The organism is Duncaniella muris (assembly GCF_003024805.1).
Lineage (GTDB): Bacteria > Bacteroidota > Bacteroidia > Bacteroidales > Muribaculaceae > Duncaniella > Duncaniella muris.
In genome coordinates this window covers 69,613-83,130 of sequence record NZ_PUEC01000016.1, presented here as the reverse complement: position 1 = coordinate 83,130, position 13,518 = coordinate 69,613, and the positions used below count along the sequence as shown (strand labels likewise).

General features: G+C 52.0%; 10 protein-coding genes. 5 read left to right on the top strand and 5 right to left on the bottom strand.

Annotation, left to right across the window (positions count from 1 at the left end; translation table 11 throughout):
- Window positions 1-236 precede the first annotated feature (236 nt).
- The 5 genes from C5O23_RS08090 to dnaG all read right to left on the bottom strand — a co-directional run bounded on the left by C5O23_RS08090 (window position 237) and on the right by dnaG (window position 8,744).
- Window positions 237-2,864, bottom strand: a complete 2,628-nt coding sequence (locus C5O23_RS08090) for a BamA/OMP85 family outer membrane protein (RefSeq protein ID WP_410520469.1) — start codon at window positions 2,862-2,864, stop codon at window positions 237-239.
- 35 nt (window positions 2,865-2,899) lie between these two features.
- The gene (locus C5O23_RS08085; RefSeq protein ID WP_107032438.1) at window positions 2,900-3,637 is read right to left on the bottom strand and encodes an isoprenyl transferase; all 738 of its coding nucleotides are present in this window, start codon (window positions 3,635-3,637) and stop codon (window positions 2,900-2,902) included.
- A gap of 84 nt (window positions 3,638-3,721) precedes the next feature.
- Entirely contained in the window at window positions 3,722-4,420 is a 699-nt protein-coding gene (porG, locus tag C5O23_RS08080) for a type IX secretion system protein PorG (RefSeq protein WP_107032437.1), read from the bottom strand.
- A gap of 12 nt (window positions 4,421-4,432) precedes the next feature.
- Window positions 4,433-5,965, bottom strand: coding sequence for a DUF6242 domain-containing protein (locus C5O23_RS08075; RefSeq protein WP_133166526.1), 1,533 nt, complete (start codon window positions 5,963-5,965; stop codon window positions 4,433-4,435).
- A gap of 574 nt (window positions 5,966-6,539) precedes the next feature.
- Window positions 6,540-8,744 (bottom strand): DNA primase, encoded by a 2,205-nt coding sequence (gene dnaG / locus C5O23_RS08070; protein ID WP_107032435.1) that lies wholly within the window; start codon window positions 8,742-8,744, stop codon window positions 6,540-6,542.
- 103 nt (window positions 8,745-8,847) lie between these two features.
- Here dnaG and thrS point away from each other — a divergent pair, with 103 nt between their 5' ends.
- The 5 genes from thrS (at window position 8,848) to C5O23_RS08045 (ending at window position 13,450) form a co-directional block, all read left to right on the top strand.
- Entirely contained in the window at window positions 8,848-10,794 is a 1,947-nt protein-coding gene (gene thrS / locus C5O23_RS08065; protein WP_107032434.1) for a threonine--tRNA ligase, read from the top strand.
- Between the two features lie 116 nt (window positions 10,795-10,910).
- Window positions 10,911-11,402 carry a translation initiation factor IF-3 gene (gene infC / locus C5O23_RS08060; RefSeq protein ID WP_369699868.1) on the top strand — a complete coding sequence of 164 codons (492 nt, stop codon included), beginning with the start codon at window positions 10,911-10,913 and terminating at the stop codon, window positions 11,400-11,402.
- 88 nt (window positions 11,403-11,490) lie between these two features.
- Window positions 11,491-11,688 (top strand): 50S ribosomal protein L35, encoded by a 198-nt coding sequence (gene rpmI, locus C5O23_RS08055; protein WP_107032432.1) that lies wholly within the window; start codon window positions 11,491-11,493, stop codon window positions 11,686-11,688.
- A gap of 123 nt (window positions 11,689-11,811) precedes the next feature.
- Window positions 11,812-12,162 (top strand): 50S ribosomal protein L20, encoded by a 351-nt coding sequence (gene rplT / locus C5O23_RS08050; RefSeq protein ID WP_107032431.1) that lies wholly within the window; start codon window positions 11,812-11,814, stop codon window positions 12,160-12,162.
- Window positions 12,163-12,304: 142 nt separating this feature from the next.
- Entirely contained in the window at window positions 12,305-13,450 is a 1,146-nt protein-coding gene (locus C5O23_RS08045) for a glycosyltransferase (protein ID WP_107032430.1), read from the top strand.
- The last annotated feature ends 68 nt before the right edge of the window (window positions 13,451-13,518 follow it).

The window sequence follows — 13,518 nt, the reverse complement described above, 5'->3', positions numbered from 1 at the left end:
GGGATGCCCGAGCGGCGGGGGCGGCCTAAACCGCCCCCAAGAGCGGACTGCGGCAAGACCATTCTCAAATAATCTAAGGTGGATGTAATTTTTGCCTCATTTTATTTGGTTTTTAATATAGTTCGTTAGGGTTCATACTATATATGACACTCCAGCGGTTGAAAAGTTTAAACAAATTTTTAATCAGGCGGAAAACCCGATGCCGGATAGACCGCCTGACTGTTTTTTCAATGTGTTTAGAATTCCTGTCCGAGGATGAAGTGGAAGTGCGATCCGCCCTTGGTTCCGTAGACCTTGTCGAAACCGTAGGCCCAGTCGATACCCATCATGCCGATCATCGGGAGGTAGATGCGGACACCGACTCCGGCGCTTCGCTTGAGTTCGAAGGGCGAGAAGTTTTTGACTGATGTCCATGCGTTGCCGCCTTCGATGAATGTCAGACCGTAGATGGTGGTGGTGGGCTGCAGCATGAAGGGGAAGTGGAGTTCCATGCCGAAGCGTGTGTAGGCATAACCGCCGCCGAGCTGATAGGGGGTGAGCTGACCGTTGTCGTAGCCGCGGAGCGCGATGGTCTCCTGGGCGTAGGTGTAGGAGCCTGACATGCCGTCACCGCCGACGTAGAATGTCTCGAAGGGCGATTTCAGATATTTGTTGTAGCTGCCGAGCAGACCGATGTCGGCTCTGGTCATGAGCACGAGAGTGTATTTGCTCTCGACGTCGTTGATCGGAGTGTAGGTGCGGGCCTTGAAGCGGAGCTTCCAGTATTCGATCCAGCGGTAGAGTTCTTTCTTTGCAGCTGTGGTGTTCTCTTCAGAGAGTTTCTTCCAGTTTTTGTTGCCGAAGAGCGAGACGGGAGGTGTCAGCTGCAGGTTGAGAGAGAAGTTGGAGCCCGAACGGGTGTAGAGCGGATTGTCAATCGAGTTTCGGGCGAGGGTCAGGCCGATGGTGAGTGCGTTTGACGTACCGTTCTGCATATAATAAAGGTATTCCCAGTTCTTGAGGTAATACCAGCTGTAACCAAGTTCAGCCTGGAATGTGAAGTAGTCATCAGGCCAGTTGAGACGCTTGCCGAAGCCTACGGAGACGCCGATCATCTGGAGGAATTTGTTGGGGTCGTAGGCGTTTTCGTAAGAGTAGTTGTTGTCATAACCGTAGCCGGTGTTGTACAGACCGCTGTAGCTGTAGAGGTAGTTGTTCATGTAGTTGCGGTTGTAGTACGAGGAGTTAACACCGGTCTGACGGCTGTACCATGCCGAAACCGAGAGCGAGTTGGGGCGCTTGCCGCCGAACCAGGGGTCGAGGAATGAGATGCTGTAGGCCTGGTAGTAGCGGGCGTTGGTCTGAGCGGAGATGGTGAGCTGCTGTCCGTCGCCCTGCGGCACGAGGCCTTTGTAGCTGTTGGGATAAAAGAGGTTCTTGATCGAGAAATTGGTGAACTTGATGGCCACCTTGCCGATAATACCTGTCTGGCCCCAGCCCATCGAGAATTCAAACTGGTCGTTGGATTTCGATTCGAGATTGAAAAGGATGTCGACCGTTCCGTTTTCCTGATTGGGTTCAGGGCGGATATCCATGTTTTCAGGGTTGAAGTGGCCGGTCTGGGCGATTTCACGAGCCGAACGCATAAGGTCGCTCTTGCTGAAGAGTTCGCCCGGCTTGACACGGAGCTCACGGCGGATCACCTTTTCATAGAGGCGGTCGTTACCGTTGATGATTACGTTGTTGATTCGGGCCTGCGGGCCTTCTACAATGCGCATTTCGAGGTCGATGGAATCGCCGCGCACGTTCTTTTCCACCGGCACTATGTCAAAAAAGAGATAACCGTTGTCCATGTAGGCACTGGCTATGGCGTCGTCATCATCGGTGGTGCGCTTTTTCAGGAGTGTCTGATTGTAGACGTCACCTTTCTCTATGCCAAGGAGCGCCGCAAGATTTTCGGTGGGATAGACGGTGTTGCCCACCCAGGTCACATCGTTGACGAAGTATCGCTTGCCTTCATCGAGGTTGATATATACGTCGACTGTCTTTTCGTCATAGGGGACCACGGAGTCGGAGAGAATGACGGCGTCGCGGTAGCCTTTTTCGTTGTATTTCTGAATGATGCGGTTGAGGTCGTCCTTATAGTCTGTCTCCACGAATTTTTTCTGACGGAAAAGGTTGAGGAGCTTGCCTTTCTCGTTGGTCTTCTTCATCACTCGCTGAAGCTGGCGGTCAGAGAGCACGTTGTTGCCGTCGATATAGATCTTGTGGACTTTGACTTTGTCGTTCTTGTTGATGTTAATGTCGACGATCACTTCATTGGGGTGCGAGAGGTCGTCGGTGAGGTTTATCTTCACTACCGCGTTGCCGAAACCCTTGTTTGAGTAGTATTTCTTGATGATGCTTTCGGCGCGGTTGACGATGTTCTGCGTGATTTGGTTGCCTTTCATGAGCTGGAGGGCTTCTTCGAGGTCCTGCTTCTCACCTTTTTTCACCCCGTGGTAGTTGATTTCGGAGATTCTCGGCTGCTGACGCAGGTTGAGTGTCAGATAAGCTTTGTTTCCGACCACTTTGTCGACCGCTATCTGCACTTTCGAGAAAAGGCCCTGACGCCAGAGACGCTTGGAGGCATCGGTGATTTCAGCACTTGGAATGGTGATGAGATCTCCGACTTTGAGCCCGGTGTAGCCAATGACGATATAGTCTTCATAATTGTCGGCACCCTTGACCTGGATGTCTGCGATCTCGTAGGTTTTCGGCAGGCCGGTGAAAAGGATGTCGGGGTTATAGACCGTATCCGCAGGCGCCTGGGCGCATACGTTGGCAGTCAGTGCTGAAAGGAAGAGAAGGAATGTGATAAATCTAAAACGCATGATGAAAAACAACGTCTGTGATGTGTGTGGGGTGGAGGGATGTTTCTTTATTTTATTTGTTCGGATGTCAGGCCGAAACGGCGTTCACGGCCTCCGAAGTCATACAGGGCCCGGATGAAGTCCTCGCGTGAGAAGTCGGGCCAGAACGTGTCGGTCACATATATTTCCGAGTAGGCGATCTGCCACAGCAGGAAGTTGCTGACCCGATGGTCACCTCCGGTGCGTATGAGCAGATCAGGGTCGGGCATTCCGGCTGTAGAGAGATAGGCGTCGAAGGCTTGGTCTGAGTCCATGTCGGTTGCGGCTGCTTTTCCGACTGCCACGTCTTCGGCAAAGCGGCGGCAGGCCCGGATGATCTCCCAGCGCGCAGAGTAGCTGATGGCGAGTGTGAGCGTAAGACCGGTGCAGTGCGAAGTGTCGGCGATGCACTGCTGCAGGCGCTCGTAAGCCTCGCGCGGCATACGGGAGGTGTCGCCGATCATGTTAAGGCGCACGTTGTTCTTGATCAGATCAGGGGTCTCGCGCTCGATGGCAATCACGATCAGGTGCATCAGGGCATCGACTTCCGCCTTGGGCCGGTTCCAGTTTTCAGTGGAGAATGTATAGAGAGTGAGATAGCCTATGCCGAGTTCAGAGGCAACTTCGGTGATGCGTCTCACCGTGTTGACTCCCTCTACATGGCCTTCGCTTCGGTCGAGACCGCGCGCTTTGGCCCAGCGCCCGTTGCCGTCCATTATGATGGCTACGTGGCGAGGAAGGCTGCTCTTGTCTATTTCTTCTGTCATATTTTATATTGTGTGGTTCTGCGACACATGGCCCAGAGCCTGATTTATCGTTTATAAAATTAGTTTTTCACACAGGAGCTGCCGTCAGTCGATGCGGTGACAGGTGACACAACGCTCGCCGAATTCATAGCTCACGGAGAACATCAGGGTCGAATACCAGTCGGTGTTCTTGATGAACGAGCTTTTGATCTGGTAGAGATCTTTGAGCTCGCGGCTGTCGGCATTGTCGCCAAACACTTTTGTCATGCAGAACTCCAGTCCGAGGTTGACCCGCGGACGCAGTTTGAATTTCACGCCGAATCCCATCGGGAGGGTCATGGCCACAAAACTGTCATCGCCGCTGCGCGACATGGCCACTCCGAGTCCGAGCGAAAGATAAGGCGAGATGCGGCTCAACTGTTTGTAGGATTCTCCTATGCCGTAGTTGAAGAAGTTGAATTCGGCGCGGGCACCGAGATCGTAGATCCACGACTTGAAGTCATAGACCTTGCCTTCAGGCAGCACGTTGTCCATATCGGCCGTCGATCCGCTCAGCGAGGCCGCTGTCAGAAGTCCTCTCAGCGCCCAGCGGCTGTTGATCAGATAACGGAACGAGGCGTTGAGGCCTACGCCGGGATTGGCAAAGAGATTACTTTCATTGGCATCGCCAAGATAGCCCGACATGCCGAGACCGGCTCCTATGTCAAATTTATATTTCTCGACGCTCGCTTGCGCCTGAGCTGCTGTTCTGCCGGGGAGAGACAGGCCGGCGATTAGGGTCAGAATAAGAAGGAGAGACCGCATGCCACCACATTATTAATATAAGGGGCGGAATGTGAAGCGGCGGATCACACCGCGCCAAAGGCTGTCATGGAGATTGCCATCGGCATCAACACCTCCGAAGAGGTAGATGTAGGGGCATTCCCATTCGGTGACAGGGACCGACACACGGCTCACAGCAAAGGGCACAGGAGTGGCAAAGGCCGGGAGGCGGGTTCCTCCGGCATTATGCCAGCCGGAAGCCGAGCGGGCTGTGGATGCCGACATCTCGTCTTTGACAACGATGGCCTGGGCCGATGAGAAGGCGGGTATATAGTCGGGGAGCTGAAGATAGCTGTCGGCCTCGTTCCACGTGATGCCTTGGTCATATGACACATAGACCATCTTTGAGACGACCTCGCCTTCAGCCGACTCGTAACGGCCGCCCATAGCGATGAGGGCGGAGCGTTCGGTCACGCGCCATGTCGAAGTGTTGACTCTCGGAGTAAAATAGGGGAAGAGTGTCATTTCCTCGCGCTCGTCAATGTCACGGTTGCTGAGTTTTGCCCATGAAGTTCCGTCATAGCCCCATGCGGCACCGGTGATCATGCCTGAGGCATCACGTCCGCCCACGAAGAGGGCAAGCGGTTCGGAGCTCCATTTGGTCTCGTAGGTTATCATCTGGCTCGTACCGCTCACGGGACATCCGGCAGGAACTGCGGCTTCTGTGGAGGCGGGATAAGTCACGTGCTTCCATCCGTCGGCATCGTTGCGCGCGCCGAGGATACGGTCGGTGTATCCGCCGTAGATATATGTCATTCGTCCACCTGTCTGGCTCCAGCTGACGGCATCGGTCGAAGTGAAGAGGTTTCCGGTCGCGTCAAGTATGTAGAGCGCCGCGTCACTGGCGGTGAATGATTCTATATCGGCGCTCACCGGAAGCGCAGCGGCCGAGACAGTCCAGCGGTTGTCATAATAGGGATTTTCCGACACAGCCACACTTGCCGATGATCCGTCGGCTGTCAGGCAGTAGACCTTTCCGGCGAATTCCACGGTCTTCTGTGCTGACGGGCTTATTGCCGAAGGCAGCACGGTCTTGGCGCCCTCTGCCCAGAAGAGAGTGTCGGTCTCCACTTTGTGGACATTGATATCTATGGTGTATTCTCTCTTGTTCTGTCCGTTATAGGAAGTCACAGAGAGTTTCACCGGTCCGTCAGAGAAGTTGATGCTGTCGCCGGGGCTGTCGATATAGCTGATGGTGGTATCTCTCGGAGTTCCGAGCTTGCGGTAGGTCAGCTCGCAGGCACTGGCCGAAGAAGTTCCGATATTGAGCACAAGTTTGCTCACATCAGTACCTTTGGGCAGAGAGTCGGCATTGAAGATGCGGGCATCGACCAGGTCTATCGAGAAGAAGACCGAATCAAGTCCGGTCAGCACCTTGTCATTCTTCTTGATGCTGAAAGAGGTGACCGAGCAATTGCCGAAATCGCCTTCTGACACAAATGTGCTGGAGTCATCTTTGTTACATCCGGCCACGATGGCTGTCAGCATCAGAGCCAACAGGGAGTATAATGGAAATCTTTTATTCATAAATGTGAGCATACGGCGCCTGCGAAAAAAGACGCACATTATTAGCATTTTGTAATCAAAAGCCGGATTGTTCATCCTGACACTTTTACAAGTTGCAAAGTTAACAACATTTTCGTTAACCACCGTCCGGATAACGTAAAAAAAACATAACAAATCTATCTGTCAGCATTTTTTGAAGATCAAACCGAAATATCGACACACTGACATAGAATTTTTTTTAGCCTGCGGCTTGCATTTTTACTTTCTGTTTTTTATTTTTGCGACATCAATAAAACAGATCCTTTTTGTTACACTATATTAGCTACTAAACTAAAAATCGTAAACCCACATTTATTTACAATCTGGAGCCATATTTTAAGGTTCTACGACTCCGGCAATCATTTTTTTGACACTGGATTCTCTGTTCAATAAATATATGTGTGTTACAAGATTGTAGATTAGACAAGGGGGAGAGGCCGTGAGGCTCATCCTCCTTATTTATTCTACTCCTTAATCCGGAGGGTGCTTCACGACAAACGTCATGAAACACCCTCCGGATATTTTATCGAATCTGCAGCCTTGCCACGCCGTGACCCTATTTTCGCGGCACGATGACACGGTCGCCTATCAGCTTTGCAAGTTCCGAGCGGGAGTTCTCGATCTCTTTCATCTCTTTCATCAGCTCGATAGAACGGTCATAATCGCCTCCACAGGCAGCCAAAAGCGACCTGACATCCTGAAGTCGGGTCCACAGGATGGCATCTTTCAGTTCATGGAGCGCACGCGGCACAAGTTCGCCCAGCAAATCCTGCTCCGTGTCAACCTTGGCATACTTTGTGTGCATCTTGCTCAGTATATGGCGCTCCACAACAAGATCGGAGGCCATCTCACGCACCACATCATCAGGCGAAGAGCACATCAGCCGTCCGAGATAGGTGGCGGCAAACTCATCGAGCCTGCGGGCATAGTCAGCGTCGACAGTCTCCTGCAGAGAGCGTTCCATCGCAGAAATACTACCTACGTCAGTGGCTTTCTGCCTGATCTCTTCCACTCCCGCAGCGAATTCGCTGCGCCGGCGCTCTTCAAGCTGCACCCGGCAGTGCTCGATATCCTCATTCCACGTGGCCCGGCTAAGCACAATGGCCATATCCAGAAAATGGGCAATGTCACTGTTCTCGAAGCGGATTTCATCGGCAGCAAGATCGGCCTCGATATATTCGAGCACCGTCATAGGCTGATTATTGCCGTCCTCGTCGATGCCCTCGGCAAAAGCATAGTTGCCATACTTGGCCACCAGGCGGACTATAGCCAGCTCATAGGTGCGCAGAAACTTGGCATGTTTCCCCTGCGCCGAAACCTGAACCTGAGGCTGCTGACCTGCCTCTCCGGCGGCCGTCTGCTCCTCTGCCGACGCCGGACCGGGACCCGGCTCATCGGCATAATCCGCAAATGCCTGCCGGCGCTCGCGGTCTTCACGCGACTTAAGCCTGTATTCATTATAATACTTGCCGACCTCACGCCGCAACACATCCTCGTCCATGAAAAGCAGACGCGAGCACTCCTGCACATATACGCGCCGGGTAATCTCATCGGGGATCAGAGCTATGGTCTTGACAATCCGCGTGATCACCTGTGCGCGCCGGGCCGGATCGTCAGCCGCCTCTCCCATCAGAATCCGGGCCATGAAACTGATAAAGTCTGTCTCGTGAGCCTTGATATACTCCTCCACCTCCGTTGAGCTGTGGCTCTGCGCAAAGGAGTCAGGGTCATCCCCCTCAGGGAGAAGGAGCACTTTTATATCCATGCCGTCCTGAAGCAGAAGCTCGATGCCTCGCAGCGAGGCCTTTATGCCCGCCGCATCACTGTCATAAATCAGAGTGACGTTAGAAGTGAACCGTTTTATCAGACGCACCTGCTCTACGGTAAGCGCGGTACCCGAAGAAGCCACCACATTGCACACCCCTGCCTGGTGCATGGAGATGACATCCATATAGCCCTCCACAAGTATGCACTTCTGAGCCTTGGCTATAGCCTGCTTGGCCTGATAGAGCCCGTAGAGCTCTCGGCGCTTGAGGTAGATGTCAGATTCGGGAGAGTTGACATATTTGGCTATCTTCTTCTCCTTGCTGAGAGTACGGCCTCCGAAAGCGACCACCTTGCCTGACAGCGAAAGAATCGGATAGATGACACGTCCGCGGAAGCGGTCAAACACACGGCCGTCATCAGTGCGCGAACACAGGCCGGTGGAAAGCAGATATTTCTCGCTGTAGCCACGCTCAAGCGCCGTGGCAAAAAGCGCGTCGCGCCCCTCCACGGCATAGCCGAGATGGAAACGCTCCACCATAGCGTCGCTGATGCCGCGATAGCGGAAATATGACAGGCCAATATCGCGCCCCTCCTGCGTCTCTTTCAGATTCTTCTCGAAATAGCGCATGGCGAAATCATTGACCGCCAGCATATTCTCGCGATCGGTCTCCGCCTGTTGCTCCTCGTCGGTCATCTCGCGCTCCTCGATCTCGATATTGTATTTCTTGGCGAGATAGCGCAGAGCCTCGGTAAACGACAGCTGCTCCAGCTTCATGATGAAGCTCACCGGACTGCCGCCCTCGCCGCAGCTGAAACACTTACACATACCCTTGGCCTTGGAGACATAGAACGACGGCGAACGGTCGTTATGGAAAGGACAAAGACCTACATAGTTGGCTCCCCGACGCTTAAGCGCGACGAAGTCACTCACAACCTCCACAATGTCGGCCGCGTCAAGAATCCTCTGCACTGTAGCATTGTCAATCTTTCTCATAGCGAGTACAAAATTAGTAAAATTGAGAAATATTTCCTATCTTTGCGACTTGAATTTACAGGAGTCGTCCGTATGGCTCTCTAACCCTCCACATTAATTAATAATGGCAAACATCAACATCACATTCCCCGACGGGAGCGTAAAGCAGTTTGAGAGCGGAGTGACCCCTCTGCAGATTGCCGAGTCACTCTCCCCTCAGCTCGCCCGCGACATCCTCGCGGCATCTGTCAACGACAAGGAGTGGGACATCACCCGCCCTGTCAACGAAGACGCCTCAATCCGCCTCTTCAAATGGGATGACCCCGAAGGCAAGCACGCCTTCTGGCACTCATCGGCCCACCTGCTCGCCGAAGCCCTCCAGGATTTGTTCCCCGGAGTGAAATTCGGCATCGGCCCGGCTATCGAAAACGGATTCTACTACGACATTGATCCAGGCGAAAACACCATAACATCAGCTGACTTCCCCCGCATCGAAAAGCGGATGCTCGAACTCGCCCAGCAGAAAAACCCGATTGTCCGCGCCGACATCTCGAAAGCCGACGCGCTAAAACTCTTCGGTGACCGCGGCGAGGAATACAAATGCGAGCTCATCAGCGAACTTGAGGACGGCCACATCACCACCTACACCCAGGGATCGTTCACCGACCTCTGCCGCGGTCCGCACATCGCCACCACCGCACCAATCAAGGCCGTGAAAGTCACCTCACTCGCCGGAGCCTACTGGCGCGGCGATGAAAAGCGCAACCAGCTCGTCAGAGTCTACGGCATCACCTTCCCCAAGAAGAAAATGCTCGACGAATATCTCGTGCTCCTCGAAGAAGCCAAGAAACGCGACCACCGCAAACTCGGCAAAGAGATGGAACTCTTCGCATTCTCCCAGAACGTAGGCGCCGGCCTGCCCCTCTGGCTCCCCAAAGGAACCGCCCTGCGCGACCGCCTCGAACAGTTCCTGCGCAAGATCCAGAAGCAATACGGCTACCAGCAGGTGATCACCCCGCATATCGGCAACAAGAACCTCTATGTCACCTCAGGCCACTACGCAAAATACGGCAAGGACTCCTTCCAGCCCATCCACACACCGGAAGAAGGCGAGGAATACCTGCTCAAACCGATGAACTGCCCCCACCACTGCGAGATTTTCCGCGCCCTGCCCCGCAGCTACCGCGACCTGCCCCTGCGCCTCGCGGAATTCGGCACCGTCTACCGCTACGAACAAAGCGGCGAGCTCCACGGCCTGACCCGCGTCAGAGGCTTCACTCAGGACGACGCCCACATCTACTGCGCCCCTGACCAGATCAAAGGCGAGTTCCTCAAGGTGATGGACATCATCTTCTTCATCTTCAAGGCACTCAAATTCGAAAACTTCGAAGCCCAGATCTCGCTCCGCGACCCCAACAACAAGGAAAAATATATCGGCTCCGACGAAAACTGGCACCTCGCCGAACAGGCCATCATCGACGCCTGCGAAGAAAAAGGCCTTAAAGCCCGTAAGGAATACGGCGAAGCAGCCTTCTACGGCCCGAAACTCGACTTCATGGTCAAGGACGCCCTCGGCCGCAAATGGCAGCTCGGCACCATCCAGGTTGACTACAACCTGCCCGAACGCTTCCAGCTCGAATATACCGGCTCCGACAACCAGAAACACCGTCCGGTGATGATCCACCGCGCCCCCTTCGGCTCGATGGAACGCTTCGTGGCAGTGCTGCTCGAACACACCGCCGGCCGCTTCCCCCTCTGGCTCGCCCCCGAACAGGCCGTAGTGCTCCCCATCTCCGAGAAGTTCAACGACTACGCCCGCAAGGTCGCCGACCAGCTCAACGCCCTCGACATCCGCACCCAGATTGACGACAGAAATGAAAAAATCGGCAAAAAAATCCGCGACAACGAGCTCAAAAGAATACCCTATATGCTCATTGTAGGCGAAAAAGAAGCTGAAAATGATGAAATTTCTGTAAGAAAACAGGGCGAAGGTGATAAAGGTTCGATGAAAATTGCTACCTTTGCAGCCGAATTGGCTCGCGAAGTCAATGAAATGATCAATCAACAGTAAAAAACAGACACTAAACCCCCTGAATGGAGAAAAAACCTTTCGCTCCGCGCCCTCCGCGCCCCAACAACGGCCCGCGCCGTCCCCTCCCCAACGCTCGTAAGGAGGAACCATACGCCATCAATGAATACATCCGCGCCCGCGAGATCCGTCTCGTCGGCGACAATGTAGAAAACGGCGTCTACCCCATTCAGGAAGCCCTGAAGATCGCCGATGAGCTTGGGCTCGATCTCATTGAGATCTCTCCCACCGCCCAGCCGCCGGTGTGCCGCGTGCTTGACTACCAGAAGTTCCTCTACCAGCAGAAAAAACGCCAGAAGGAACAGAAGGCCAAAGCAACCAAGGTCGTTGTGAAGGAAATCCGTTTCGGACCCCAGACCGATGACCATGACTACAACTTCAAGCTCAAACACGCCATCGGCTTCCTCCAGGAAGGCGCAAAGGTCAAAGCCTATGTGTTCTTCAAAGGCCGCTCCATTCTCTTCAAGGAACAAGGCGAAGTACTGCTGCTCCGTTTTGCCAACGACCTTGAGGAATATGGCAAAGTCGACCAGATGCCTGTGCTCGAAGGCAAGCGCATGATCATCATGCTCAGCCCGAAGAAAAAATAAACCAACCCCGCGTTGACCGGCCTGGTCCCCGCAAGGGGTTCCGACCGTCATCATACGAATTAAAATCATTATTTAACAATCACAACCAATGCCAAAGATTAAGACTAACTCCGGTGCCAAAAAGAGGTTCGCCCTTACCGGATCAGGAAAGATCAAGAGAAAACACGCTTTCAAGAGCCACATCTTGACCAAGAAGACCAAAAAGCAAAAACGCAATCTGACCCACTTCTCACTCGTGGCCAGCTGCGACTCTTCAAACGTCAAGTCACTCCTCGCTCTCAAGTAAGGAAGTTTTCACTATCTTAAAATCGTGATTTCTAATTCAATTTTTTAAACCGAACGGTCAGCCACCTAAAAATGAATCTAAGTGCAATGATGTGCCGCTGACGTTCACAACTCATTTTTCAAAATGCCAAGATCAGTAAATCATGTAGCTTCAAGAGCTCGCCGCAAAAAAATCCTGAAACTCACCCGTGGTTACTTCGGATGCCGCCGCAACGTGTGGACTGTAGCCAAGAACACCTGGGAAAAGGGTCTCACCTACGCTTACCGTGACCGCAAGGACAAAAAGCGCAACTTCCGCGCCCTCTGGATCCAGCGTATCAACGCAGCTGCTCGTCTTGAAGATCTTTCTTACTCAAAGCTCATGGGCCTCATCCACAAGGCCGGCATCGAGATCAACCGCAAAGTTCTCGCCGACCTCGCCCTCAACAATCCCGCTGCTTTCAAAGCTATTGTTGACAAAGTGAAGAACGCCTAAGGAGATCTCAACCTCCATCAAGGCTATCTCATAAGCCATAATTAAAATCAGAGACTTCGGCACCTCCGCCCAAACCGGACAAAGCCTGAAGTCTCTGATTTTTTTCATATCCTGCCAGCACTACAAACAGCGAAAACAAACCATGCAAAATCTCAAAGTCTGCTTTTACACACACAACCTGCCCAATCCATTAATTGGTGGAGTCGAAAGAGTGACATACAATCTCACAAATGCATTTCGGGCACATAATATTCGGGTATATAACCTATGTTCATCCGGAGATGGAGCTGATGCAACAATACCTACGGAATTAAATAACTGTGAAAAAGCCATATTTGCAAATGACTTTCTTATTCGTAATGGCATTAATATACTGATTGACCAATATGGGATGTCGTTTCTTTCACATCCAATGATATCAGAAAATATCAAAATACTCCAATGCTGCCACATAAATCCTATAGCCAAACACACAGTCAGAGCCCTGTTTGAATCCATTGATATTTACAAGCCAAAACAAAGCTTGTTAAACATAGCTTTCATTATCAATACTCCTCTGAGAAATTTAAAACTAAGGAAACGGTACTCAGATATAAGGGAAACCAACGGCATTGACAAACTTGTTTTTCTATGCGACAACTATGTAAATGCAATATCATCCAGGTACAAGATAGATATTGGACGATTGGCAGCAATTCCAAATGCCATTGATGATAACCTTCTGAATGAAACCTCCAGCCTAACACAAAAGAAGAAAAAAACCATCATGTGGTGCGGAAGAATTGCACAATCACCAAAAAATGTATTATTTCTCCCCCGATTATGGAAACACCTTATGACCAAGCACCCTGATTGGGAGATGATAATTGTCGGCGATGGCATAGACCGTCATCTGTTAGAACGCAAGATTAAACATTACAAACTATCCAATATCACACTGACCGGCAATACTAATCCTTATAAGTATTACAGAGATGCAAGTATTTTTGTGCTCCCATCCTACTCAGAAGGATTCGGGATGGTTCTTTTGGAGGCAATGGCAAACAATTGTGTCCCGGTGGTTTTTGACAATTCCGCAGTGTTCAATGACATTATTTCTGAAGAGTGCGGTTTTATAGTCCCGGATTTAGATGCCGATGCCTTTATAAACGCCTGTGATTTATTAATATCAAACGAGGATCTACTCTTGAAAATGGGTCAGAACGCCAAGCAAACGGTCAGCCGGTTCAGCATGAGTGATGTCTACAATCAATGGTGTAAATTATTCAACGAATTAGAGGTCGTTTAAAAACAATAGTTAAAATCCGAGCGAAAGTTTTGAGGTGGATATGGCTCTTCATCTCAGTCACATAGCTC